Source organism: Chitinophaga sedimenti (assembly GCF_023156195.1).
Classification (GTDB): Bacteria; Bacteroidota; Bacteroidia; order Chitinophagales; family Chitinophagaceae; genus Chitinophaga; species Chitinophaga sedimenti.
Genome location: NZ_JAKUKA010000001.1, coordinates 4677615 through 4700998, shown reverse-complemented (window position 1 = coordinate 4700998; position 23384 = coordinate 4677615). Strand labels below are relative to the sequence as shown.

The following is a 23384-nucleotide window of genomic DNA, read 5'->3' as shown; positions in this document are numbered from 1 at the left end:
AGGTCTACCGGCCGGAACGCCGTCGGTTTTTATCAACCTGGGAAAAAGCCAGCAAATCGTGAATGAGATTGCGCATGCGGTGCGAGGCGCTCAGCATACCGTTTAAATATTCGCGGCCTTTTTCGTCGAAGTTGTCTATGTACTTATTGAGGAAGAAATCGCTATAATAACTGATTTTCCGGATCGGCTCCTGCAGGTCATGCGATGCGATGTACGCAAACTGCTGCAGTTCCATATTACTGCGGTTCAGTTTGGAGATGTTATCTTCCAGCTGATCTCGCATCAACTGCAGTTCTTTGTTTACCTGTAAGGTATCTTCTACTACTTTCTGCGCGTGTATATCTACGAGAAAGCCAATCCAGTACAGCAATTCCCCTTTTTCATCTTTTAAGGGAGATAAAGAGGCCAGGTGCCAGTAGTATTCACCGTCCCGGCAGTGCTGCAGCCGGCATTGCACTTTAATGGCCGCCGCACCTGAAGTAATATTCGGGTTCATTAGCAGGTGAAACGCATCGTAATCTTCCGCATGCACGGCGTTTTTCCATTTGCTGGCATTTAGCTGCTCCTGCGTTTGACCGGTGTATTGCGTAAGCCAGTTATTGGCGTAAATCAGTTCGCCAGCTGTATTTAAAGAAAAAATGATGATGGGCAGCGAATTGGTCAGGGTTTTATACTGACTTTCACTTTCCTTCAGCTTTTCGGCGAGCAATTGCAGCTGATCATTTTTTCGCTTGATTTCTTCGTAGGGAGTGATGGATTCGTCGCTGTTAAAACTGCGGCGCAGGTCATCAATTTTTTTGGCGTCGAGTTTTTCCGCGAGGGGAATGGAATAGTAAAGCTCTATCGCTGTTTTATTGCCGGCCGTACTTACATTCAGTTTGTTCACCAGGCGCTTGGCATACTCCAGGCCCGGATTCGCGCTCGGTTCCTCTGTATCGTCAATGATACGCGCCACCAGCTGTTTCTCGTTTTTTATCTGTGCGATACACAATACCAGGCAACCATTTTTACCATGTTCGATGGTATTGCGCGATACTTCCGACACGGCGGTAGCGAACGTGGTCTGGGCAGAAAGGGATAATCCGCACAACTCCGCCAGCTTCATGGAGCGGCGGTGGACCAGCACTAAGTCCATTTCGTTGTTGAGCGTAACCCTTACCAGTTCATGTATCATATTGTATCAGATTGTGACTTTACAGATGGCGACCGACATATCGTCGGTGTTGCGGGAAAAATCGCGGAACAGGGCGGCGGCGGCTAACGACAGGTCATTTCGCTGGATGCCGGGATACTTTTGGAGGTCCCAGCGCGACTTAAAACCATCACTGCACATCATCACCATTTGTCCTTTTTCGTATACCATTTCCTGGTCTTTGATCGTATTGGGAATGCTCATGCCTACGATGCCGTTATAGCCCACGTAGTTGCGGGTACCACTGATGCCATGCAGCTTCGTCTGTATATTGCCGATCCCGCAGATCAGCCATTTTGGATCTTTTTTGTTGAAGTGGACAATAGTCCCAACCAGCCCTCGCGTCCGTTTAATGGAAGTATGGATAAAGCGGAGGTTGTCGAGCGGACTATCGTACGGGCAAATCTTAAATGCTTCGATCGCTGCATCTACGGCCACCTGTGCGTCTTTGCCATGTCCCAGGCCATCTGCCAGGAAAAGTTTGATGTAGTCTTCCGTTTCTTTATAATAGAAAGCGTCGCCACAAAACGTTTCGCCAGGCTTGGGCACAACGAGGGAACGAATTTCTATCTTCTTCTTTTTAAGGTGCAACGGGAGCGGCTTGTTGTACACCACGATATACATAATGGTACCCAAACCCTTACCTGAATGCACCTGGAACACGTCGGCCAGGCGTTTGATGGAGCCAAGGCCGTGTCCCAGCGTATTTTTAGTAGACACGCCGTCTGTCATCATCCGGTTAATGTCGGCGATGCCGGGGCCTCTGTCTATCGCGGTTATTTCTATGCCCCGGATCTTTTCCTCTTCTTTCAATTTGACGAAAAGCTCGCCGCCCACCGCATGTTTGGCGAGGTTAGACACTATTTCCGCAACGATAAGATCAATTTCTGCCAGTCGTTTAGCGGAAAAACCTGCCGAAGAAGCCAGTGCATGAATCTCTTTTTTGATGATAGCAAAATAGCTGCGGTCCGATGCGTTAAACCGATGAGATACTGCACTAACCATTTTTCCACTTTATAACAGTAACGGTGGTGCCGCTACCAGGTATGCTTTTAATATCGAACTCGCTTACGAGTCGTTTGGCGCCGGGCAAACCCAGTCCTAAACTTTTACCGGTGGAATAACCGTCTTTCATGGCGAGCTGGATGTCTGTTATGCCGGGACCTTTATCCGAAAAAGTGAGCCGGATACCATTTTCGCGGCCCTTACTCACTACTTCAATAAGCGTATTGCCCCCGCCGCCATACTTCAACATATTACGTACCAATTCGGAGGCTGCCGTAATTAATTTGGTCTGATTCACTAGACTCATGCCGATTTTTACCGCGTATTCCTTCACGCGGTTGCGGAACGGCACTACGTCCTGTTCCTTCTGAATCAGCATGCCGTCTTTATTCAGTACTATCATCGACTTCTTCCTCCTGTTCGTTGTCTTCGAAAGAGCCGACTTTTGTGTGCAGCAATTGCATACCTTTTTCCACGTTTAATGCGGTGCTCACTCCTCGCAGCTCCAGCCCCAACTCTACCAGTGTAATGGCTACCGCCGGCTGCATGCCCACTACAACAGTTTCGGCATCCATAATTTTACTCATGGTACCAATGTTTCCAAGAATTCTTCCCATAAAAGAATCTACGATTGACAAGGCGGAGATATCGATCAGCACGCCGCGGGCGCCGGTCTTATTCACCATTTGCGCGAGATCGGTTTCAAGGTTAAGGGCAAGGCGGTCATATAAATCCACCTGGATGGTCACCAGCAGGAATTTGCCCATCTGTAGAATTGGTATTCTATCCATATCAGCCTAGAGCGAATTTTTTATTTTACGATCTTTTTAACTTCAAGTCTGGTCATAGCAAAGGCATAGCGTAAGGCACTGGCCAATGAAGCCTTGGTAACAATGTTGGAAAGGTCGATACCGAGGTGCACCACCGTTTGTGCAATCTCAGGACGAATGCCGCTGATAATACACTCTGCGCCCATGAGACGGGTGGCATTAATCGTTTTAATCAGGTGTTGTGCCACCAGTGAATCCACGGCCGGTACGCCGGAAATGTCCAGGATGGCAATGCTGCTGCCTGTTTCCACAATTTTCTGTAACAGGTTTTCCATCACCACCTGCGTACGGCTGCTATCCGGGTACCGATGATCGGCAGGCCCGGGATGCCGTCCCAGAGCTGTATAACGGGTGTAGATATTTCAGTGATCTCGTCGGTCTGGCGCAGGATCACTTCTTCTCTTCCTTTGATGAAAGTTTCGAAAGTAATTACCCCAAAGTTGTCTATCAGTTTGTTTATAGACATGGAGAGCGGAAACAGCACATTGATGTCTTTTACTTCAGCCTGTAACACTTCCAGCATCGCATCTTTCAGGCTGAAAATATATAAACCAGTTTCCCGCGGTGAATAACCCTGGCGCGCTCTCGAAATTGAAATGCCGGAAAGGATTTCAATAACCGAGTCAAAGTCAGCCGACTGCGGGTTGTTGATGTTTTTATCATTGATAGATTTGGTCAGCGCATTTAACAATTCTTCTGACTGCTCACGCAAATCATCGTTGCTCATCAGATCTTCGCGCAGACTTTCGTCGGCGAGCTGATTTTTCATCCATAATTCAAGGATTTTTTTCGCTCTTTTTGCAGCAGTTTCGAAATGTTGACGCTCATGCTTTTTCGTTGTTAAGGAGAGTAATAGTTAACTAATATTAGTAAGAAGTCAATAGTACAGCTTTAAAATCGATATTGTAGTAATTATTTTCCAAATGATATTAATGTTATATGTGTGTGTGGAATTATATACACGATTCTGGTAAAAAGTGCTTGTTAGCAGGAATCGCGCCATATGAGGAAGCACAGTTAGGCCATAAAAAGTAACTGATTTTTTCTATTTTAAAGGGGCGGATAAAACCGCGATAATTTGGTTGCATTATGAACGTTAGTCTTGAAAAATACCTGCTGGTCAGAAAGTTTGCAGTAGGTACAGATCTTAAATTATTTTTCGAAGGAAAGTATGACATGGATGAACGAAGAGTGCTGGAACTCATCGATGTCGCAGGGTATACGGACAGTACTACGGTTGATACGGATATTAACCACATCAGCGTAAAAGACCTGGGAAGTCAATATGTCTTTGATTTGGCGGCAAGGCTTGGCCGGCCGGAAGTTGAGCGGTTTAAAGAGGTATTTCTTTACACCGATTCGGAAGGCCTCGGCTTCTCATTTCGCGCAGTAGCCAGGGAAGCGCACTTCAGATATGAGGGCCCTGGCGATTGATTTTAATTACGAAACCTTTATGGAAAACTACACCTTTACTCGCACAAAACGGGTTTTGATGATATTGTGGAAAAGGTGAAAGCCGCTTTCCCGCAACACACCGTATTTACCGGGAAAGAAGATGACAGCCGCATCCTGGAACTGGATGTCAAAGGCGGTTTTCTTTCCCCTGCAAAGAAACTGAAGATCAGCTACCGCGAAAGAGCCACGCCGTCGTTTAATCTCGATACGGTGGATTGTCCCGTGAGCCGGCAAATGACCGGTATGTTCAATTATGTGGCGTCGTTGCCCGCAAGCAACGAACGCGTACAGTCGATGTTGCTGCAGAAGATCAAAACGATCAACGCAGAATTTTCATTTAACGTGGAGCCCAAATTAACAGGCGATTTTTCCAAACTGTTGTTGCGTCTTACGGATGATTATGATGCGTTTTTATTCGCTACCGTGCCCAAAGGTCGCACACAGGAACAGAAGTTCCCGGACAAAGACCTGAACTTCATTATGGATACCGAAGGGAAATGCGGCGATGTGAATCTGAAGGTATCGATCGATACGCAGTACTTTGATAAAAACATTGCCGTAACGCCGGAAATACAAACCCGCAAAGATAATACGGAGGCTTTGTTAAGAAGCAAAGGCATTAAGATAAATGCCCATCTGCCCTACACAGAAAGCGAAGCCGAAACACAGCTGCGTACCCGCGAAGAAGTGATCGACCGTTTGTATGCACTAACTGTGATTACGGCCAAAGCGGAGGCAGTAGAACCCGAACGCCTCGAAGGGTTTGTCGTGGAACACCGCGTAACGGGGCTTTCGCCGGAGGAGCAAAGGATTTATGACGAACGTAAGCCGGCGGAGCAGGATATGATCAATTCGATGTGGCGCTACGAAAGTCTGAACGTGATGGTATGGGCGCTGGGATTGATCCCCGAATTGAAATATCCCTCGGAAGTGATAGATGTGCCTGCGGTGCTGGATATTGTCATCGGTCAATCGCGCGATGCGCTGGAAAGTAAAGCTGTCCTGCGTTCTAAAACTGAAATATTGAATGAGCTGGATAAAATTTACCGTATGAACTGGGCATGTGTGGATGCCCGGCTGCACAACCAGGCGCCCAGTGGAGAATTGAATCCCAGCGTGGTGTATGAAAGGCATTATTCGCTGAACTGGCTCACCTGTTATGCGGATGCGGAGTGGGATGAGGTGACTACTGATACTTGATGCAAATACACAAAATATGAAGAGGGCAGCCCGTACAGGCTGCCCTCTTTATTTACATCTTGATAAACTGCACCGCTTTCACTTCTCCTCCACCTTCTAATCGTAGTATATAAGTTCCGCTCTCGAGGAAACTTACATTTTTCGTAAATCTGGTTTCCCCTTTATTGGTAGCCCAGCGGCGGATAACACGCCCGTTCAGGTCCACCAGGTTGATCCATTGGTAATTGTGCATACCCAGTTCCATCGTGATGTTGCCCGTGGTCGGGTTAGGATACGGTTTTAAGGTGCCCGACAGTGGTTCGTACACGATGCGTTTTTCGCTGCTGGCCATCATGCTGCTGCCAGGGTCCACGGCACAGTTGTCCGGCTCCACCAGTTGAACTTAAAGCTGCCGCCGTTTACCCGTACGTTAATGTACGTGATGGCTGGCAGGGTGATCGTGTCCGACACGGTGACCCATTGGCCGCCCGTATTCGGAATGGCGATGTACCCAAAGTTGGTGCCGCTTTCTTCCATGCGGATCTGCCCGGTGGTGTTCGATGATACGCGGAATCTGATATTGTATTTCCCTCTCACCGGCACCGCCAGTTTGTTGTAAGCGAACCAATGTCCGTACGCGATCCCCGTGAAGTTTTGCACCCCACTTGTATCGTTCGTTGTTTCCAGCGTGGGTACGGTAGATCGCGAAGAGGCACTTTCAGCCTCATACCGTTTGTTGAACGTACAGATGTAATCCAGCGTGAACACGCCTGAGCCGCTGATCGAATCTTTGGTGGCCGTTACAATACCAGGATTACTGCCCGCCGTAAGTGCGCCGCCCTGTGTAATGGTGTTGCCGCTGCCGGTCACGCTCCAAACGGGACTGGTAAACGTATACGCGGCATTGTACTGATCATAACCTTTAGCGGTGAACAGTTGTGATGCGCCATACGGGATTACCACCGTGTCCGGTACAATTTCTATGCGTGCCAGCCTTGGCGGCGCAAGCACATTGATTTTCGCTGTGCCGGTAAAGCCGCCTGCCGTTGCGTAAATGTTGTACATGCCCGGAGTTGTGTTAGCAGTGTAGATGCCTTTGTACGCATCGAAGCTGCCCGACTGCGCGGTCCATGTAATTGGTAGGTCGAACTTGCTGTTGTCTGCACCGTAAGCCACACCCGTATACTGTTTGCGGCCGCCTCCCGCCACGCTGCTGCTGTCTGGGGTAATCGCTATGCGACTTACATTCAGGTCAGCGGCGTTCACAATGCGCAGCCAGTTGAAGTTCCAGCCGGAAGTAAGTGCCTGTATCCTGATGGTCTGGTTGCCAGCGGGCAAGCTAATGGGCGCAGTCGTAACGGTGCTCCAGTTTTGCCATCCGCCGCTGGCGGGCAGCGTTACGGTGGCAAGCACGTTGTTGTCCTGCACGATCTGTATAGTGCTCACCGTGTTCACCGCCACACGGAACTGGAAGCGATAATCGCCGGCAGCCGGTGTGCTGATGTCGTATTCAAGGAAGCTGGTATTGCCAATGTAACTTACATTCAGCAAGCCGCTTGTATCTGCCGCGGTTTCCGTACAACAAACGTTGGTATAATCGTTTGCTTCTGCTTCTATGCGTGCAGGCACCGGTTTGTAATTCGGCGTACGCACCGTGGCATTCGTCGAAGCACTGATCGTCACACCGTTTAGTGTTGCCGTGGCTGTTACGGTGCCGTTGCTGTTAATTGTAGCCAGCCCGCTGCTGCTAATGCTGTTGCCCGCCCCGGTAATGCTCCACGTCGGTGTTACACCGATCGCCATGTCGTTCTGGTCAAACGTGCGTGCGGTGAAGGGTAACGTTTTGCCGGCTACAACCGCGCGGTTCGCCGGGCCCACCACAATGCTGTCCAGCACCGGCGTGCCGAGCCCTTTCTGGTATACGCGAACATAGTCGATCAGCAGGCTGTCCGGGAAGTCGGCCTCCGTAACAGCACCGCCCATACCGCCGCCGATGGCCAGGTTCAGGATGATGTGGAATTTTTGATCGAAAGGCCATTCTTTCCAGTCGGTACGGGGATTTTTATACGTGTAGCAATGAATGGTGTCGTAAGTAAAACGGATCGAATCTTCATTCCACTCCATAATATAGTTATGGAAGTTCAGGTGTGCGTCCGAAATAGTACGGTTGCCGGAAGAGTGACCACCATTCGTCCAGTTACTTTTATTAGTATGCACCGTAGATAACACTTTGCCCAGCGAGTTACCTACGTGTTCCATAATATCGATTTCGCCGCTGTTGGGCCAGGCACCGTACGCGCTGGTGGTAGGCATCAGCCAGATAGCCGGCCAGGAGCCGCGAGCCTTTGGTAGCTTCGCCCGCACTTCTACCTTACCATATTTAAAATCAAATTTATTTTGTGTGATGATGCGGCCGGAGGACCAGGGATCTGTTGTTACGATATTGGGAAAGTCCTTTTTACCGGTGATCACGAGGTTGCCATTCCGCTGCCGCGTGTTGTCGAAGCTGGTGTCGGTATACACCTGCTGCTCGCCGTTAATCCAGCCTTTGGGGCGTGGGTCCACCGTCCATTTGGAGAAGTCAGGCATGCCGGTGGTGTTGAATTCCTCGTTGAAAATCATGGTCCAGTTGGGATTGCCATCAAGTACGATCAATCCGCTGGTGCCATAACTTGCCTGCGAAGCACCGGCGATTTCCGCGCCCGCTACGGTGATATTCACATTGCTTTTCGAGTATACCACCGATGAGTTGCCGCTCAGCGTCAATTGCGCCGTCGTATCGTTCAGGCGGCTGATACTGCCGATCGTAACACCCGCCGGCAGGTTCGCCTGCCAATTGGTGGCGCTCAGCGTGGAATCAAACGTAGCGCCGTACAGCCTTGCCGTCAGCGTCGTTCCATTTTCCTGCCCCATTACAATGTGAGCGGTATCCATTTTCAGGGTGATCGGATTTGGCCCCTGCACCAAATCAAAATAAAGAATACCATTCGCCTTTTTGCCGTCCATGAAGTGTACTTCAATGCGGTTAAAATCCGTACGGTTCTTCACGCTGGAAAAGTCGTAAACGGCTTCTTCCCAGGTGTTGGCATTTTTAATTTTGTAGCTGAAGTACTTCGCCTTCGTGTAATCTGTGCCGGGCTGTAATTTGAACAGCACTTCTTCTTTGAGGCTGCTATACACCAGCAATTTGAAAACCGCATTGCGGCTGATGTCAAAACTGTCGGCCAGCGTACAGCCGGCAAGCATCCATTCGGAGCAGGTGGTGTCTTTAGTAAATCTTGCTACATGCGAACTGGTGTTTAGTCCTGAAATACTGGGATTGGGCACGTGCATATTCACGCTGCCCGTGGTACCGGGGTTGCCGATAAAGAAATTCCAATGACCCGAGCATGGGCCATTGCCCTCCATGTCGTCCAGGAGGATGAATTGTGCCTGCAGTTTGCCGCATAACAGCAAACAGAGCACCATCAAAAAGCTGGTAATCTTTTTTTTCATAACGAGGTTTTTTGAGGATGTACTTTAAATCGTGGAACTGTGCCTGTCTGTTTGTGCGCTTGTTTCGTGCTGACGTCGGTATAAAGAGGGTTACCGCCTTACGGGGCGGGAGTGTTTTTAAAGATTCGGGTTCACCTGCGCATCCGCACCTGGAATGGGCAACAGGTATTGTGCTTTTGTGATGGGGCCGGAAGGTGTAAGGTCGCCGGGCGCTTTTACCGCGTTGGCTTCTTCCACTTTTTCCAGCCGTACCAGGTCGAACCAGCGGCTCCATTCGCCGGCAAATTCCCATTTACGCTCGTCGACTACAGCGTTAATGAAGTCGGCAGGCGTTAAGCCGGAAACCGGCAGCAGACCCGCCCGCTGGCGTACTGCGTTCAGTGCGTCGTATGCCTGCGCGTCCGGTGCAGCTCCCGAGCGTGCCTGGGCCTCGGCATATATCAGCAAAACGTGGGCGTAGCGGATCATGATCACCGGGCTATTGCTCATATAGGTGTTTTTCGTGCCGCTCTGGATCGTGAATTTTTTATAGTAAGGATGCTTTGTCGTGGTATTCTCCCAGGGAATGGTATTGGCGCCTACCACAAAGGAAGTGGAGAACGTTGCGTCTTTACGCGAACCCGCCGGAAACTCGTTAAAGAATTTCAGCTCAGGAAAAAAGTCGCTCCAGCCACCTTCGTCTTCGGGCATGGTGGATAAGCCATAGAACGAGTTATACGTGATCCACTGGCCGCGTGTATAAAATGCAAACACATCTTCCTTCGTATTACCTGCAAAGATTTTCAGGAAACCATCCATATAAAGGTCAAAGCCATACGTGGTTTTATTGTCGATCACCTCTTTGGCCTTACTCGCCGCCAGCGCATACTTGCCCTGGTCTTTAATAGGCCAGCCGCCTTGCGTCAGGTACACATCCGCCAGCAACGCTTTCACCGATCCCTTATTGGGTCTGCCGGGCGCGCGGCGCGTATTCGGCACCAGCTCTTCTGCTTTCGTAAGATCGGCTTCTACTACTTTGTACACTTCCTGCGGTGTGCTTTTCTTCAGGCTCAAATATTCCGAACTGTACTTTTCAGAAGGGATGATCGGCACTTCGCCCCAGCTGCGTGTAAGCCAATAGTAGCAAAGCCCGCGAAGGAAATATGCTTCGCCCACGATTACCTTGATCGTGGCTTCATTGCCATCTTTTATTTGCTGATAGTTGTTGATGATGTTGGTGGTAGACTGAATCGTTTTGTAACAACCGCGCCAGATGGGCGTCATACGGCTATTCAGCGATGAAACGTTGAACCGGTCGAACTCGCGGAAGTCTTCTTTATTGGAACCGGGATGCGTCGTGAGATCATCAGCGCCCATACACATGGCGATTTGGCCCACCGTGGTAAAGCCACTTTCCCAGGGTACCATGAGTGCACCATAAGCGCCGGTGAGCGCGGCTTCCAGGCCGGCTTCGCTGCTGAGGCCTTCCGAACCGATCACCAGTCCCTGCGGATCTTCTTCCAGTGCTTTGGTGCAGCTGGTGGCGATAAAAAATGCTGCGAGGATATATAACTTCTTCATGAAAAATTTCTTTTATCAATTTAAAAACTGAGTGTAAGACCTGCGGTGTAAGTTTTAACGTTCGGGTAAGCGCCGTAATCAATGCCCTGGCGGATATCGCCAGCCGAGCTGCTGGCCTCGGGATCAATACCACTATAGCCGGTAATAGTAAACAGGTTCGTGGCGCTCACAAATACGCGTACGCCCATTTTGCCGGCGATTTTCGCTTTCGGTATTGTGTAGGCAAGGCTCACGTTCTTCAACCGTAAAAATCTGCTTTTTCCAAAAAGCGCGTACTCTGGGTAAAGTTGCGGTTCGTGGTGCTGAACGCCGGGATGTTCGAAGTCTCATTCACACCAGGAATGTAGCGGTCTTTGATCTGTACGTTCGTGGCCTCGCGTGCGTCGCCGCCAAGGTACATGGTGGCTGCATTGTTGTAGTTCAGCCTGTCGAACCCGGTAAGCGCATGCAGCAAAAAGTTCAGCGAGAAGTTTTTATAATTGAAAGTATTGTTAAAGCCAAGAGAGAAGGTAGGGATCCCATTGCCGATCACGTCGTAATCTTCGGCATCAATCACACCATCAGTGTTTTTGTCGAGGTAACGCGCATCACCGGGTTTGGCGCCAAATTCATTCGCCTTGGTTTCGTCGCCCGGTTTCCAGGTGCCGAGGTAGGTAAGTCCCCAGATAGCGCCCAGTGGATCGCCCGGCCGTACGATAAATTCCGGCTGGGGCGACATGCCACCACCCAGTTTGCGGTTGTTGTCGAAAATGATATCGCTGTTGCCGATGGATTGCACCCGGTTCTTAATGAAGGAAAAATTTAACCAGCTGTTCCAGGTAAATGCTCCTTTATCGATCACCATACCTTCCAGCGCTATTTCCAGCCCTTTGTTTTGTACAGCGCCTACGTTGCGCGTAATCGGGTTCCCGCCCAGGTAGAATGGCAGCAGCTCCGTCAGCAACAGGTCGCGGGTATCTTTCTGGAACACATCGGCGGTGAGCGTAAACCGGTTGTTCATGATGCCCAGCTCTATGCCGAGGTTTTTCTGTTCGGTCGTTTCCCACTTCAGTTCCGGGTTGCCGATGTTGTTCAGTACGAGGCCGGTCACAGAAGTGCCGTTGGTAAATGACGCCACCCGGTTGCCGTACGCAGAGTATGTGCTATAAGCGCCGATGCCCTCGTTGCCCGTCCAGCCCCAGCTGCCGCGGATTTTCACCAGACTGAACATGCCCGCATCTTTCAGGAAATCTTCTTCAGATAACACCCATCCCGCAGAAACGGAAGGGAAATACGCGTACTTGTTGTCACCAACAAACTTGGAAGAACCGTCACGACGCAGCGCGGCTGATAATAAATACTTGTCCTTATAACCGTACATCGCGCGGCCTACCAGCGAAAAGATCGAGTTTTTTGAATAACCGGAGCTTGGATTACCCGCAGTGCCTTGCGCCAGGTTGTTCCACATGAAGCTCTCATAAGTGAGGTTGCTCGCGCCCGCCGCTACATAGTTGTAGGTCGATTGCTGATACTCCATTACCCCGGTTAAATCGATCGTGTGGTGACCGAAGCTGCGGTGATAATTAAGCGTGTTGCTGTTCTGCAGCCGGAATTCTTTATTAGAGCGCAGGCTCGCGGATGAAGAACCGGAATTCACCACCTTGCCGGCGAACGTTTTGTTGTCGTAACCAAGGTAGTTAACACCGTATTGCAGGTTGAAAGAAAGGCCGGGTACAATGTCCTCATATTTAAAACCGCCGATCATGTTAGCCAGCACACGGTCCGTTACATTCAACTGGTCGGTGGTAAGCGCTACTGGATTAAAGAACACGGAGCTGATGGGGTCCGTCGCCGTGTAACCGCCCATCGCGTTGCGCACCGGCAGCGTGGGGGACCAGTCATGGCCTGCGCAATCGGGCTGTGGGGGCCATCGGCCACGATGTCGATGTTTTGCGCGGAGGTGTAAATGCCCACGATGTTCAGTGTAGCCGATATTTTATCGGTCATTTTTGCGTTGATGTTCGAGCGCAGGATGTATCTTTTAAAAGAAGAATTTTTAATGATGCCATCCTGGTTCAGATAGCCGCCGGAAAGGAAGTAGCCGCCTTTGTCGGTGCCGCCGGATATATTCAATAAATACTCCTGGCTGAACGCGCTGCGGAATATTTCATCCTGCCAGTCGGTGCCGCCTTTTTCTTTAAACTCCGCTACCTGTGCTTCGGTGAACGGCCTGGCCGTGCCCACCGCCGCGGCCCGCGCATTGGCGGTTTCAGCGAAGTCGCCGGCATTCAGCAAATCCATTTTCTTAATTACCTGCGACATGCCCTGGCGTGTGGTGGCATTTACTTTAAGGCCACCCTTTGTGCCTTTGCGCGTGGTTACGATGATTACACCGTTCGCACCGCGGCTACCGAAGATTGCGGTGGCAGAAGCATCTTTCAGGATTTGCAGGGTTTCAATATCGTCTGGATTCACAGAGGAAAACTCTGCGCCTACAAAACCGTCCACAACGTACAGTGGAGAGTTGTCGCCGTTAATAGAATTGGAGCCCCGGATTCGGATGCGCACGCTGCCACCGGGCGCGCCCGTAGCATTGGTCACGGTAACACCCGGTGAGCGGCCCTGTAATACCTGGTCCAGGCGGTTCACCGGCGCTTCCTGGAATTCTTTGGTAGATATGGTAGTAATGGAATTCGTAAGTGTTCCTTTTTCTGCTCGCCATACCCCACGATCACCAGCTCATTAATTTTAGAAACCGCCGTGGCCAGGGGTGAGGTTAATGGTGCTGCGGCCGCCAAGAGCGATCTCCTGCCGGTCAAAACCGAGCGAGGATACGAGCAGTATCGCATCTTCCGAAGGAACAGTAATGCTATACTCCCCGTTTTCGTTGGTGGTCACCCCGCGCGAGGTGCCTTTCAACTGTATTGCCGCGCCTGGAATGGGCTGGCCTTTATCATCCGTCACCCGCCCTTTTACCGTAATTTCCTCCGCAGGTAGCGGGGTCTCAGCAACGGCCGTTTTTCTTTAATGATGATGGTTTGACCAGTAATGCTGTAGGTTAAGGGCTGATCGCGGAAACACATATCCGGGCTTCTTTTAAGGGGATGTTTCGCGCCTGTACGGATATATCCCTGGCATTGGACAGCTGCTCGTCCGTATACAGAAATGTAAAGCCGGTTTGTTTCCGGATGTCGGTAAACACCTTCTGCAGCGGGACTTTGCGGTGAGCCAGGCTCACCGTTTGCCCATAGCCGGCCGCATGAACCTGCAGCATGGCGATGGTCATCAAAAGCACCGTAAATTTCATGATCAGTAACGTTTTTACGAATAAGCGTGGAAAATGTTTTTCACCACTGGCATGACGATGGCGCCTGCTTTGGGAAAAAGCGTTGTTTGCATACATTTGTATGGTTAGGGTAAGAAATGAATATTGCCGAAATCGATGTTCTTTGCAGACCTTAATGCCGCCGGAAGTGGTGCGAACACTTCCGGCTTTTTATGTCCGCCGGTTGGTGCAGTACATATCAGGGACTCATATTACGTGGAATTTTAGCTGATAAAATTATTTGCCGGGCGATACGATAATCGTTCGACCGCTGATATCAAAGGTTACTTCTTCTGTCATTTGCATCATTTTTAATACTTCTGTTACCGGTACATTGCTCGGGATCGTGCCCCGGAAATGCGAGGGCACATCGCCCCGGTATTCCACCGCCACATCGTACCAGCGGCTGATCAGCCGCATGGCCGCGCGAATGTCCTGCCCCTCGAACTGGATATAACCGTTTTTCCACGCTACCGCCGCTTCGGTGTTCACATGGTCTAATATGGCCAGCTGCCCGTTCTGGCGACTGATGCTGGCGCACTGTCCCGGTAAAATCTTTTGCCCGTTCACTTTTACCGCGCCGCTGAGTAACGTGGTGGATGTCGTTGCTTCATCTTCATACGCCATAATATTAAAGGCCGTGCCCAGCACTTCAATGGTATTATTGCCATTGCGGACTTCGAAAGGCTGGCCTGCATTGGGTGCAATTTCGAAATAAGCTTCGCCCGAAAGCTCTACGCTGCGGGTGCCATTGAAGGTGGTGGGGTAACGCAGGGTGGAAGCGGCGTTCAGCCAAACTTTGCTTCCGTCGGGCAATAATACCTGTATTTGCCGCCGCGCGGTGTAACGATGGTATTAAATAATATTTCAGCACGCACAGACTGGCCGGCCGATTGATACGCCAGTTGCCCATTCCCGGTTTTTACGACCTGCATGTTGCCCTGTCGTCCAAGCGCGCCATTGGCGGCGCTGTCCAGTGTAATCGCAGTACCGTCGCCGAGAATGAGCGTTGCTTTATTGCCGCCCGGCGTAATTGCCGGTTGCTCGGTTTGTTTCGCTACGGCAGGCAAAGCGGGTGCTGTTGGCCGGGTAAGCAGGTAGCTTCCTGCGGCAATGGCCAAAGCGATGCCCGCCGCCGCCCACATCCAGCGATGGTGGCGCATTGGAACAATTTGAGTAGTAAGATGGTCGGCCGCCGCCGACGCGCGAAGCGATGGTGTCCCAGTGAGCGTTGTCGTACGAAACGGGAGGGGCAGTTTGCAGCAGATCCTCCAGCGGGGCTGGCAGTTCGGAGTCAGGGTACTGCTGCAGCAGTACGCATAACTCGTCCAGTTCGGCCGCGGTGGCCGATTCATTAATTGCCCGGGAGCTGAGGAATGCAATACGTTCGCGTGGTTCCAAGAGATTGTTTTTTAAGGATCGGGGCAGGCCCGTATTAATTAAGACGCGCAGGTGAACGATTAGGACCTATCGGGTTAAAAAAATTATTCTCCGAACAAAAACAGCCATAGTACAGCGAGGGGTAACACATGTCCCGCTTCGGCCAGTTGCTCACGGATTGCTTGTAGCGACCGTACCAGCGAATTTTTTACCGTGTTGGGTGATAGTCCCAGTTGGGCGGCGATTTCCGGGATCTTTAAATTCCCTTCCCGGCTCAGCAGGTAAATTTTTTTCGCCTGGGGTGGCAGCGCTTGCACCGCTTCGGCTACGGTACGCAGCAGCCGGTTAAACGCAAGATCGTCTTCCATGCTCGTCGCTTCGGGCTGCTCGCCAATAACGTGCAGGGCTTTATCATGCACCGCCTGCCGCCGTAAATAAGAAAAGCATTGGTGGTACACGATTTTGGTGAGCCAGGCCCGCGGGTGTTCCACTTCCGGGAGTTTGTCGCGGCTGAGCCACACTTTTAAAAAGGCTTCCTGTAAAATATCTTCCGTCACTGCTGCATTTTTCGTGAGGTGTTGCACGGCGGGCAGCAGCTTGGGTACATAGGCGTGAAACAGCCGGCGAAACGCGGCTTCATCTCCTTCCGCCACCAGGCGGAACAGTTCTTTATCGTGGACGGCGGACTGCACGCTCTTAAAGATAGGTGCTTCGGGCAATTATCCAAATTAAAGGAGGGTTGACTGCAAAAAATCCATGTATTATATTCGCACACCGAATTATGAAAAATATTACCAAACTCTTGCTGGTTACCGCTGCGTGTGGTCTTGGCGCTTTAGGCTACATGCTGGCCACCCGCCATCTGCAAACTCCGCTTACCGCGGCGATCGTTTGCACTATTGTTTTCCTGGTTGCGTTCCCGTCGGTTTTGTTCGTAAAGGACAAAAAGACCTGGGAAGACGTAGTCGCCGTTGTGCTCGCCCTTATTTGTATGCCAATGGGTATCCTGAGCTGGTCGTTCCATATACAGGGACTTAGCTTTTTCGCGTAATCTCTTATCAACATACAAGAAAAAGAAGGGCCGGCGCAAAGAGCCGACCCGCTTCCACACGAAATTAGAAGAGATAATATTTATTTTGTTCCGGTCAGGATTTTACGCAGTCCGTCCACGATGCCGCCGTCGCCGTTTACGCTCAGGCTGCCGATTTTTTCCGCGATCTTTTCTACGTATTCCATTTCCTTCAATTTGAACAGCATCGGGTTGTCTTCCATCAGCTTTGCCGTGTTCAAAAGGCTGCGCGTGCTCGCGGTTTCTTCGCGGCGCATCACGATGTTGGCCTGGGCCTTTTTTCGGCCATCAGTACCTGGTTCATGATTTCGCGCATATCGCCCGGCAGTATGATGTCGCGGATGCCGATGGCACTTACGCTTATGCCTAAGTCGCCCGTATTTACACGGCTCAGCAAGGTAGCGTCCAGCGCGTTTTTGCGTTCCATTAACTCATCCAGCGTTAACTCGCCCACCGTTTCACGAAGCGCTAACTGCAGTCTTACGTGCAATTGCTTGTCGTAATCTTTCACGTCAAGCATCGCTTTCTGAATATCGCTCAGGCGGTATTGTGCCCGTGCGTTTATACGCAGTGTGGCTTTGTCTTTGGTCAGTATTTCCTGTCCGCTGATCTCTGCCTGCAACTGGCGGGTATCTGCCATCGCAACCTGTATGCTCATTTTTCCGTTCCACCAGTGGTATACACCAGGCTCCAGCAACTGCACGTACTTCCCGTCGATGAACAGCAAACCTTTTTCATGGTTGCTCACCGTGGCGCTGCGCACGTGTGCGGATAGTAATTTGTTGCCCAGCGTGCTGCGGTCCACTTCTTCGGTGATGTCCGCTTTGCTGATGTCCATTCGTTCGAAACGGTATTCTACCAGGCCTTTCCAATACGTGTACCGGCCGGTGGTTAATACTTGTTTCAGGATGCCGTTTTCGTAAACCAGCACCAGTTCATTGTCTTTCACCTCCACCAGGTGTACAGCGTTGCGGAACATTTCGTCCTGCAACATTACGTCGAGGTCTTTACCCGAGTTGTATGGTTCATTCATCTGGTATACCAGTGCAATATCGTCCCAGCGCAGCCAGTGTGTACCGGCCGTAAGTATGCGGTGGTAAGTTTTGTTGCGGAATACGACCGCTATCTGCCATTTGTTTACAATCAATCGTTTCATGATGGGTTAAACAGTTTTTAAAATCAAAAAATAGAAAAAGACCGCATCCGCTCCCCCTGCGCCTGCACGGAGGAAAGCCTCAGCATGAAGGGCTGCGTAAAGCAGGGTCCCGGCTTTCGCCCGGATGTCCGTACAATACGCGCCACCCCTGCATGCGCCAGCATTCCCGCTGGTGAGGCGCCGGTTGTTGTCTCGTTTTACCGGCCTTTTGCCGAACGAACTGGGATAATAGGACTACCGGTCTTTTTCCGTTGTTTTTAGTGAGGGCAACGTCCTCTGTCATTGATGGGTTTTGAGTCCATATTCAGCTGTTCAGGCTGAGTTGTTTTCTGTTACTCTACCAACTGAGTTACCTTCTGTCAGAAGGGGAAGGATCGAACTTCCAACACACAGATTAAAGACACCTATCCTCGCCTCCAGTGGCCGATACAGCCGGTTACTACCGCTGCAGTCCGTGGCCTTGTAAAAACCACGATCACTGTTCCGGGTCTATGGACAAGCTGCCTGTCTTTCGCATTGGCCTTTTGCCGCCGCAATATTTTTACTGCACCATTTTATTCGCACAGCTGGAGCTGGCAAACGCATGTGGTTTCATCTTAAAGGAAAATCCCATCCCCATGATGTAACCCATTGCTTCTTTTAGTGCGTCGTTACTTTTAAATGCCGGGTTGGTGTTGATGTCCGCATGCACCTCCATGTCCACATTAAATGCGGTAAAGAGGTCGGTGAGTTGGTAAGCGATGTCCAGTGTTTTCGCTACTTCATCCAGCATCCTTTCCTTGATGCTCATCTTGCGGTGTAATTCCTCTTTGCGGATATACATAAATCCGCCCTTTCCTTTCCGTAGAAATACGATCACGGTGGCAAACTCCGTGCACCTGCCTTTTACCTGGCTATCGGTCCCAATGCAAACTTTCATTGCATGCCCTTTTTCTTTTTCGTCCAGCAATACCTGCCGCACTTCTTCCCTGATGGGCGTTTCAACGATCATTCCATTCAGCCGCCGCCAGCTGTTACGCTGTTCCATGGCTTCATTTATTGAATTTTTATTTAAGACAGCCAGGCAGGATTCGAACCTGCATCTTCATGGTCAAAGCATGAAATTTTTACTCGGTTAAACCACCAGCTGTTGTTTAATTTTTGTTGGGTGACTGGCGGGATTCGAACCCTGCTCTCCCGGTTCACAGCCGGGTATTCTAACCGCTGAACTACCAGCACCATTTTATTTTTTGCGCGCCGTAAGGGATTCGAACCCCCGACCTCCCAAGGTGTCAATGAATGTGCTCGCCACTTTAAACTACCGACGCGTATGAGCGGGCCATGGCCCGTTTCGTTAACCGGCAGGAATCGAACCAGCAACCGGCCAGAAGTCAGCTGCGCTATTTATTCCGCAACGGGTCAATCTTTCGTTGGTCCGGCCGGACTTGAACCGGCATCCATCTGCGTATAAGGCAGCCGCTCCCACCATTGAGCTACGGACCATCGGAGTCAAACGTCAACCTGGCTGGACTCGAACCAACAGCCCTCTGTTTAAAAGACAGGAGCTCCACCATTGAGCTACAGGTTGAAGCGATGGTCCTGCCGGGGATGAATCGGCGCTGCGCGGATGAGCGCGCATCGGACCATGCGTGTGCATCGGTCGGTCTGGCAGGATTTGAACCTGCAACTTCCTGTTTAAGAGACAGGAGCTTTGCCAGTTGAGCTACAAACCGAAAATCTGGCGTTCTTTTGGGGCTAGATGTTGGCCCAGTAGGATTCGAACCTACAATCTGCTGCGTATCAGGCAGCCGCTTTAACCGTTAAGCCATGGGCCACTGGGTATACAATGGAACAAATAAAAAACCCGGTCGCATTTCGTACGACCGGTTTCTTATCCTGCACAGTAATCACTTACGTGCGGTTATAAAAAGGTCGTATATGTGTTGCTTCAGCTAACAAAATGCCTATAGGGGTAATCGAATGCGCGCACAGGTTGCCCTTGCCAAACTGTCGTTTGCCGCCGTCGATGTTAAACCATATGTACATGCTGAGTTGTCTGCGCATCATGTTTTTAAAGTTTTATGCAAAAAGAAAAGCCCCGCAATCTCTTGCAGGGCTTCAGTTATATTGAATCAGTCTTCCAACTTATTCCATGACATAACCCGCCCTGCGGTCAACGAAGCCTCTCAGGCCCTCGCTGCTATGTTTTGCTATTTGATTATAAATTGGTGACATCATTTTATGATAATTTTAACATTGCAAAGGTGTAGCGGATTTTTTAATCCGCAAAATATTTTTTATAAAATAGTTTGTAAAGCGTGTATTTGTTCCCGTTAGTAAGTCATGCTAACTGCATCTTTTTCAAACAGATGAAATCAATTATCAACACTGAAAAAAAATTTGTTACCAGCTGCAAATTCTTCCTAAGCCGCCGTTGTGTTACTCACTGTAACTACAGTTTAAATAGCATCAGTTAAAATGGTGATTATGTCCTACAAATGGCCTGTAACACTCTGGTAATCAGTTAGAATGATTATGTGCTACAAAAGTAACGCATTGTCTATCAAGATAATATCGCATTAAGTCCACCTCATGTCCACGTTAAGTCCGTATTAAGTGCCTTTATACTGGTATTATCTTGACTTTATCTAACGCTTGTCCTGCACTTGGAGACTGCTCGTTGTTTTCTTGAGTGTTTACCTATAAAAAGGGCCGGTCCGAATGGACCAGCCCGTGCATAATTAAGCAAGAAGAAAAAAATCAAAATTTACCTGCTTACAGTTTTATCAGCGTCAGCACCTGCCTGGACGTGCCCTGCGTTACTTCTGCGAAGTAAATGCCTGGCGCATAGTTAGAGCCGATCGTGATCGTGCTGTTAGCAGCTACGTTATTGCGGTTTTCAATAATTCTGCCGTTGATATCGATCACGCGGAGATTCAGCGGCGCGGCCACTTTGCTCTTCAGCGTAAGGATAAACTGGTTCGGGCTTGGATTGGGTTTAACACTTACATCCAGCTGGTTCGGCGCAACTTCGCCGAAGCCATAAAGGAACTGTACCACGCAAACCTGTACCTGTTGTGTACTCACATTGCCTGCTGCATCCGTGGCCGTAACAGTGATCGTGTACACGCGATACTGACCGGTTTTGCTGCGTACCGCTCTTAGTTTCAGGTGGTGGCTGTCTGTAATTTCCCAATCGTTGCCTGCGTTCGGATCGTTGCAGGTAACGCTTATGCTGGTGTTTACCGGTCCGCAGTTATCGCTGGCGGTGTAGTACAGCGTAACGTTGCGCAGCTGGTTATTCGGGAGTACGAGTACCGGCGGTGTTGCAATTACCTGGCTGATGACCGGTGCCGTTTGGTCAGCTACCACGATGCTGTTGGTGTACTGCGATACATTGCCGCCGGCATCCGTTACGGTCCAGTTCACGGTAGTAGTGCCCTGTGCAAAGGTAACACCCTGCAGACTGCTGGCATTCACGACAGCACTGGTGGCGCCATTATACGTGAGCGTGTAACTGTAAGTCACCGGCGAACAGTCGATCACCGTTAGGTCGTATTGTGTGCCTGCGGTAAACGAGCAACCACTCTCCGTAGCGCTGCCGCCATTCGCGATGGCGCCGGTAAGTAAAGGAGCAGTCGTATCCACAGTAGTTACGCTAAAGTAACAGGTGTCCGACTTGCCGCCCGCATTGGTTGCCACGAGCGTAACGAGCGCACTGCCCGCCACCGGCGCACCCGCGGCAGGCGTCTGCGAAATGCTGATGCCTGTCGTGTCGTTCACCAGCGCAAGGCCGGTATAGTCCGGCATGGTAGCCGAGCAGTTCGCGTTCATTGGTAATTCCTGGTTACCCGGACAAATAATCTCCGGTACCACGTTTGTACTGGTATTCGATATCACGCTTTCGTTATGGTATCGATCGAGCGAGGTAACGAGATAATAGTAAGCCGTGTTGGGTAGAATATTTTTATCAATAAAAAGCGTGGTATCGGTATTTGTTATCGCCAACAGGTTGCTTACACTGTCAATATTAATAAACGGTGAAGTGCTGCGGTAAATCGCGAACTGGCGTGCCCTGTCGCTTTCATTGCCATTGAATACGGGCTTTTCCCAGGTAAGGGTGATCGAATCGGCGCTGGACACAGCTGCATAAAAATTCGCCGGCGCATCGGGCGCTATGCTGTCGCGCCAGGGCATGGAAGGTTGCAATGCAGGACGGCTGTAAAAATCAAGCCGGAGCGAATCGCGGAAACCTAGTTTGGTTGTTACGCGCATGCTGGAAGTATTGTATACCGCCTGTCCATACACGTTCGCAAAACTCCGGTTATAACGCACCTCGTTCGGTATCTGCGAAGGGTTAGCCCAGTTAACGCCCTGTGCAGGGTCATTCACTTTGTAACCGGCCAGACCAATATAAATGTGGCGGTTGTTGGCATTATTGTTCCACCAGGGGACGATCACGCTGTAATTGGCGCCGGGTTGTCCCATGTACCAGTACACCTGCGGCATAATATAATCCACCCAGCCTTCCTGTAACCAGCGTTTGGTGTCGGCATACAAGGTGGTGTAATGTTCGAGGCCGCTGGTGGCAGTACCGATGTCGGGGTTAGTGCTGTTGCGGTAAATACCGGAAGGCGACACGCCAAACTTCACCCAGGGTTTTAATACTTTGATCGTGTCGTACAACCGGCTGATGAGCAGGTTCACATTATCCCTGCGCCAGTCGCCGCGTACAGTGATGCCACGTGGATCGGCGTTGTAGGTGCTGTCGTCGTTGTAAGGAGTAACGCCCGCTGCAGCTGCCGGCGGATAAAAGTAATCGTCGAAGTGAATACCATCCACGTCATAACGGTTCACGATATCGGTAATCACGCTTGTAATATAATCACGCACCTGTGGTATACCAGGGTCAGTACCCGTAAAGTGCCCTGGCTCAGCAGCCAGTCAGGGTGCTGCTTTGCTACATGGCTGGCCGCAAATGAAGCGAGGTTATTGCTGTTGGCCACCGCGCGGTACGGATTGATCCATGCATGAAACTCAATGCCCCGTTTGTGACATTCTTCGATCATGAACTGCATGGGGTCCCAGGGGGTAGATGGCCCAACACCCTGTGTGCCCGTGAGGTCCGCGCTCCAGGGATCAATCGCGCTGGGGTAAAGTGCGTCACATTGGCTGCGTACCTGTATAAATAAAGACGTAATGCCCGTTGCCTTGTGGTGATCAACGATGCTGAGAAACGCAGCGCGTTGCTGGGCAGGCGTTTGCGTTCTATTGGGCCAGTCGATGTTGGCGTACGTGGCAATCCATGCGCCGCGTAGTTCGCGTTTAGGGGCCGTTTGGGCGATACTAAAATGAGAAAGGACGCTGCAAAGCAGCAGAAGGGGTAAAGTTCGTATCATGACGTGAGGTTTGGTTGACCTTCCTAATTTAGATGAACTTTCCGGTATTTGCAAGTTTTTGCATGAAATTACCGCACGTTCTTGCATTTATCGGCTGATTTGGCCGTCGAGTCTGCATCATATCGGCATAAAGGCGCATCAAAGCGCTGTAGTATTAATTTACCCCATATCATCCTTTTCTCGAATAAAGTGTCATTCCTGCTATCTTGTTAAATAATTTTTTTAAAAAGCGTTGGGATAACAAAATAATTTTATGATATTAGCCTAAGTTTTTAAAATAAATAAATAAGTAGGCTGATTGGCGCGGGTAACTATATATTAATTATACCTATAACCGCAAGTGTGTAAGTAAAGCCTGTATGAATACCAGAAACCGTTATG

26 protein-coding genes, 6 tRNA genes and 1 pseudogene are annotated in these 23384 nt (G+C 50.3%); 3 read left to right on the top strand and 30 right to left on the bottom strand.

Annotated features, from left to right (window positions below):
* Nucleotides 1-4: 4 nt before the first annotated feature.
* The 6 genes from MKQ70_RS26810 to MKQ70_RS26785 are packed head-to-tail and all read right to left on the bottom strand — an operon-like array spanning nt 5 to nt 3796.
* Nucleotides 5-1174, bottom strand: a complete 1170-nt coding sequence (locus MKQ70_RS26810) for a PAS domain S-box protein (RefSeq protein WP_248075692.1) — start codon at nt 1172-1174, stop codon at nt 5-7.
* Nucleotides 1175-1180: 6 nt separating this feature from the next.
* Nucleotides 1181-2197, bottom strand: coding sequence for an ATP-binding SpoIIE family protein phosphatase (locus MKQ70_RS26805; RefSeq protein WP_248075690.1), 1017 nt, complete (start codon nt 2195-2197; stop codon nt 1181-1183).
* Nucleotides 2190-2600, bottom strand: coding sequence for an anti-sigma regulatory factor (locus tag MKQ70_RS26800; RefSeq protein WP_248075689.1), 411 nt, complete (start codon nt 2598-2600; stop codon nt 2190-2192). The genes MKQ70_RS26805 and MKQ70_RS26800 overlap by 8 nt, the downstream gene beginning before the upstream one ends.
* On the bottom strand, nt 2584-2964 hold the full coding sequence (locus tag MKQ70_RS26795; RefSeq protein ID WP_248075688.1) for an STAS domain-containing protein: 381 nt from the start codon (nt 2962-2964) through the stop codon (nt 2584-2586). The genes MKQ70_RS26800 and MKQ70_RS26795 overlap by 17 nt, the downstream gene beginning before the upstream one ends.
* 44 nt (nt 2965-3008) lie before the next feature.
* The gene (locus tag MKQ70_RS26790; protein ID WP_248075687.1) at nt 3009-3302 is read right to left on the bottom strand and encodes an STAS domain-containing protein; all 294 of its coding nucleotides are present in this window, start codon (nt 3300-3302) and stop codon (nt 3009-3011) included.
* Entirely contained in the window at nt 3302-3796 is a 495-nt protein-coding gene (locus MKQ70_RS26785) for an RsbRD N-terminal domain-containing protein (RefSeq protein ID WP_248075686.1), read from the bottom strand. Before MKQ70_RS26785 ends, MKQ70_RS26790 begins: the two co-directional genes overlap by 1 nt.
* Nucleotides 3797-4116: 320 nt before the next feature.
* On the opposite strand from MKQ70_RS26785, the gene MKQ70_RS26780 reads away from it, so the two are divergent.
* Both MKQ70_RS26780 and MKQ70_RS41540 read left to right on the top strand, forming a co-directional pair.
* Nucleotides 4117-4461 carry a hypothetical protein gene (locus MKQ70_RS26780; RefSeq protein ID WP_248075685.1) on the top strand — a complete coding sequence of 115 codons (345 nt, stop codon included), beginning with the start codon at nt 4117-4119 and terminating at the stop codon, nt 4459-4461.
* Nucleotides 4462-4536: 75 nt separating this feature from the next.
* Nucleotides 4537-5682, top strand: a complete 1146-nt coding sequence (locus MKQ70_RS41540; RefSeq protein ID WP_248075684.1) for a DUF4272 domain-containing protein — start codon at nt 4537-4539, stop codon at nt 5680-5682.
* A 52-nt stretch (nt 5683-5734) separates the two neighbouring features.
* On the opposite strand, the gene MKQ70_RS26770 is transcribed toward MKQ70_RS41540, so the two are convergent.
* From MKQ70_RS26770 to MKQ70_RS26715, 12 genes and pseudogenes are all read right to left on the bottom strand, one after another.
* Nucleotides 5735-6055, bottom strand: a complete 321-nt coding sequence (locus MKQ70_RS26770; protein ID WP_248075682.1) for a T9SS type A sorting domain-containing protein — start codon at nt 6053-6055, stop codon at nt 5735-5737.
* Complete coding sequence (locus tag MKQ70_RS26765; protein WP_248075680.1) at nt 6013-9156, bottom strand: carbohydrate-binding protein; 3144 nt, start codon at nt 9154-9156, stop codon at nt 6013-6015. Before MKQ70_RS26765 ends, MKQ70_RS26770 begins: the two co-directional genes overlap by 43 nt.
* A 117-nt stretch (nt 9157-9273) precedes the next feature.
* Complete coding sequence (locus MKQ70_RS26760) at nt 9274-10716, bottom strand: RagB/SusD family nutrient uptake outer membrane protein (protein ID WP_248075672.1); 1443 nt, start codon at nt 10714-10716, stop codon at nt 9274-9276.
* A 20-nt stretch (nt 10717-10736) separates the two neighbouring features.
* Nucleotides 10737-10958: a hypothetical protein gene (locus MKQ70_RS26755; protein WP_248075670.1), complete on the bottom strand. Its 222-nt coding sequence runs from the start codon at nt 10956-10958 to the stop codon at nt 10737-10739.
* The gene (locus MKQ70_RS26750) at nt 10955-12574 is read right to left on the bottom strand and encodes a TonB-dependent receptor domain-containing protein (protein WP_248075668.1); all 1620 of its coding nucleotides are present in this window, start codon (nt 12572-12574) and stop codon (nt 10955-10957) included. The genes MKQ70_RS26755 and MKQ70_RS26750 overlap by 4 nt, the downstream gene beginning before the upstream one ends.
* A pseudogene (locus MKQ70_RS26745) lies at nt 12508-13386 on the bottom strand (TonB-dependent receptor plug domain-containing protein); the annotation flags it as partial. The pseudogene MKQ70_RS26745 and the gene MKQ70_RS26750, both read right to left, overlap by 67 nt.
* A 57-nt stretch (nt 13387-13443) precedes the next feature.
* Entirely contained in the window at nt 13444-13677 is a 234-nt protein-coding gene (locus MKQ70_RS26740) for a carboxypeptidase-like regulatory domain-containing protein (protein WP_308199542.1), read from the bottom strand.
* A gap of 76 nt (nt 13678-13753) precedes the next feature.
* Nucleotides 13754-14002 (bottom strand): hypothetical protein, encoded by a 249-nt coding sequence (locus tag MKQ70_RS26735; protein WP_248075663.1) that lies wholly within the window; start codon nt 14000-14002, stop codon nt 13754-13756.
* A 255-nt stretch (nt 14003-14257) separates the two neighbouring features.
* Complete coding sequence (locus tag MKQ70_RS26730) at nt 14258-14836, bottom strand: FecR family protein (protein ID WP_248075662.1); 579 nt, start codon at nt 14834-14836, stop codon at nt 14258-14260.
* Nucleotides 14809-15090 carry a hypothetical protein gene (locus MKQ70_RS26725; protein ID WP_248075661.1) on the bottom strand — a complete coding sequence of 94 codons (282 nt, stop codon included), beginning with the start codon at nt 15088-15090 and terminating at the stop codon, nt 14809-14811. Before MKQ70_RS26725 ends, MKQ70_RS26730 begins: the two co-directional genes overlap by 28 nt.
* The gene (locus tag MKQ70_RS26720; protein WP_248075660.1) at nt 15035-15421 is read right to left on the bottom strand and encodes a hypothetical protein; all 387 of its coding nucleotides are present in this window, start codon (nt 15419-15421) and stop codon (nt 15035-15037) included. The genes MKQ70_RS26725 and MKQ70_RS26720 overlap by 56 nt, the downstream gene beginning before the upstream one ends.
* A gap of 83 nt (nt 15422-15504) precedes the next feature.
* Nucleotides 15505-16092 carry an RNA polymerase sigma factor gene (locus MKQ70_RS26715; protein ID WP_248075659.1) on the bottom strand — a complete coding sequence of 196 codons (588 nt, stop codon included), beginning with the start codon at nt 16090-16092 and terminating at the stop codon, nt 15505-15507.
* A gap of 89 nt (nt 16093-16181) precedes the next feature.
* Here MKQ70_RS26715 and MKQ70_RS26710 point away from each other — a divergent pair, with 89 nt between their 5' ends.
* The gene (locus tag MKQ70_RS26710) at nt 16182-16451 is read left to right on the top strand and encodes a hypothetical protein (RefSeq protein ID WP_248075658.1); all 270 of its coding nucleotides are present in this window, start codon (nt 16182-16184) and stop codon (nt 16449-16451) included.
* 80 nt (nt 16452-16531) lie between these two features.
* On the opposite strand, the gene MKQ70_RS26705 is transcribed toward MKQ70_RS26710, so the two are convergent.
* The 12 genes from MKQ70_RS26705 to MKQ70_RS39650 form a co-directional block, all read right to left on the bottom strand.
* Nucleotides 16532-16729 carry an SPFH domain-containing protein gene (locus MKQ70_RS26705; protein WP_248075657.1) on the bottom strand — a complete coding sequence of 66 codons (198 nt, stop codon included), beginning with the start codon at nt 16727-16729 and terminating at the stop codon, nt 16532-16534.
* Complete coding sequence (locus tag MKQ70_RS26700; RefSeq protein ID WP_248075655.1) at nt 16726-17625, bottom strand: slipin family protein; 900 nt, start codon at nt 17623-17625, stop codon at nt 16726-16728. Before MKQ70_RS26700 ends, MKQ70_RS26705 begins: the two co-directional genes overlap by 4 nt.
* Nucleotides 17626-18166: 541 nt before the next feature.
* Nucleotides 18167-18652: a ribonuclease H-like YkuK family protein gene (locus tag MKQ70_RS26695; RefSeq protein WP_248075653.1), complete on the bottom strand. Its 486-nt coding sequence runs from the start codon at nt 18650-18652 to the stop codon at nt 18167-18169.
* Nucleotides 18653-18679: 27 nt separating this feature from the next.
* Nucleotides 18680-18755: transfer RNA gene (locus MKQ70_RS26690), tRNA-Gln, on the bottom strand.
* A gap of 15 nt (nt 18756-18770) precedes the next feature.
* A tRNA-His gene (locus MKQ70_RS26685) sits at nt 18771-18844 on the bottom strand.
* A 190-nt stretch (nt 18845-19034) separates the two neighbouring features.
* A tRNA-Ile gene (locus MKQ70_RS26680) sits at nt 19035-19107 on the bottom strand.
* 13 nt (nt 19108-19120) lie between these two features.
* Nucleotides 19121-19192: transfer RNA gene (locus tag MKQ70_RS26675), tRNA-Lys, on the bottom strand.
* Nucleotides 19193-19264: 72 nt separating this feature from the next.
* Nucleotides 19265-19337, bottom strand: a tRNA-Lys gene (locus tag MKQ70_RS26670).
* Nucleotides 19338-19366: 29 nt separating this feature from the next.
* Nucleotides 19367-19439, bottom strand: a tRNA-Ile gene (locus tag MKQ70_RS26665).
* A gap of 76 nt (nt 19440-19515) precedes the next feature.
* A complete protein-coding gene (locus MKQ70_RS26660) occupies nt 19516-19671 on the bottom strand; it encodes a hypothetical protein (RefSeq protein ID WP_248075651.1) in 156 nt (51 codons plus the stop codon).
* 708 nt (nt 19672-20379) lie between these two features.
* A complete protein-coding gene (locus tag MKQ70_RS39655; protein ID WP_308199196.1) occupies nt 20380-22476 on the bottom strand; it encodes a family 10 glycosylhydrolase in 2097 nt (698 codons plus the stop codon).
* Entirely contained in the window at nt 22473-23003 is a 531-nt protein-coding gene (locus MKQ70_RS39650) for a glycoside hydrolase family 10-like protein (RefSeq protein WP_282456742.1), read from the bottom strand. Before MKQ70_RS39650 ends, MKQ70_RS39655 begins: the two co-directional genes overlap by 4 nt.
* Nucleotides 23004-23384: the final 381 nt, after the last annotated feature.

Excerpts from the sequence above, each read along its gene's own strand:
- MKQ70_RS26810 (WP_248075692.1), bottom strand. The coding sequence starts at position 1,174 with ATGATACATGAACTGGTAAGGGTTACGCTCAACAACGAAATGGACTTA.
- MKQ70_RS26805 (WP_248075690.1), bottom strand. The coding sequence starts at position 2,197 with ATGGTTAGTGCAGTATCTCATCGGTTTAACGCATCGGACCGCAGCTAT.
- MKQ70_RS26800 (WP_248075689.1), bottom strand. The coding sequence starts at position 2,600 with ATGATAGTACTGAATAAAGACGGCATGCTGATTCAGAAGGAACAGGAC.
- MKQ70_RS26795 (WP_248075688.1), bottom strand. The coding sequence starts at position 2,964 with ATGGGCAAATTCCTGCTGGTGACCATCCAGGTGGATTTATATGACCGC.
- MKQ70_RS26790 (WP_248075687.1), bottom strand. The coding sequence starts at position 3,302 with ATGGAAAACCTGTTACAGAAAATTGTGGAAACAGGCAGCAGCATTGCC.
- MKQ70_RS26785 (WP_248075686.1), bottom strand. The coding sequence starts at position 3,796 with ATGAAAAATCAGCTCGCCGACGAAAGTCTGCGCGAAGATCTGATGAGC.
- MKQ70_RS26780 (WP_248075685.1), top strand. The coding sequence starts at position 4,117 with ATGAACGTTAGTCTTGAAAAATACCTGCTGGTCAGAAAGTTTGCAGTA.
- MKQ70_RS26765 (WP_248075680.1), bottom strand. The coding sequence starts at position 9,156 with ATGAAAAAAAAGATTACCAGCTTTTTGATGGTGCTCTGTTTGCTGTTA.
- MKQ70_RS26760 (WP_248075672.1), bottom strand. The coding sequence starts at position 10,716 with ATGAAGAAGTTATATATCCTCGCAGCATTTTTTATCGCCACCAGCTGC.
- MKQ70_RS26735 (WP_248075663.1), bottom strand. The coding sequence starts at position 14,002 with ATGAAATTTACGGTGCTTTTGATGACCATCGCCATGCTGCAGGTTCAT.
- MKQ70_RS26710 (WP_248075658.1), top strand. The coding sequence starts at position 16,182 with ATGAAAAATATTACCAAACTCTTGCTGGTTACCGCTGCGTGTGGTCTT.
- MKQ70_RS26700 (WP_248075655.1), bottom strand. The coding sequence starts at position 17,625 with ATGAAACGATTGATTGTAAACAAATGGCAGATAGCGGTCGTATTCCGC.
- MKQ70_RS26695 (WP_248075653.1), bottom strand. The coding sequence starts at position 18,652 with ATGGAACAGCGTAACAGCTGGCGGCGGCTGAATGGAATGATCGTTGAA.
- MKQ70_RS26660 (WP_248075651.1), bottom strand. The coding sequence starts at position 19,671 with ATGATGCGCAGACAACTCAGCATGTACATATGGTTTAACATCGACGGC.
- MKQ70_RS39650 (WP_282456742.1), bottom strand. The coding sequence starts at position 23,003 with ATGATACGAACTTTACCCCTTCTGCTGCTTTGCAGCGTCCTTTCTCAT.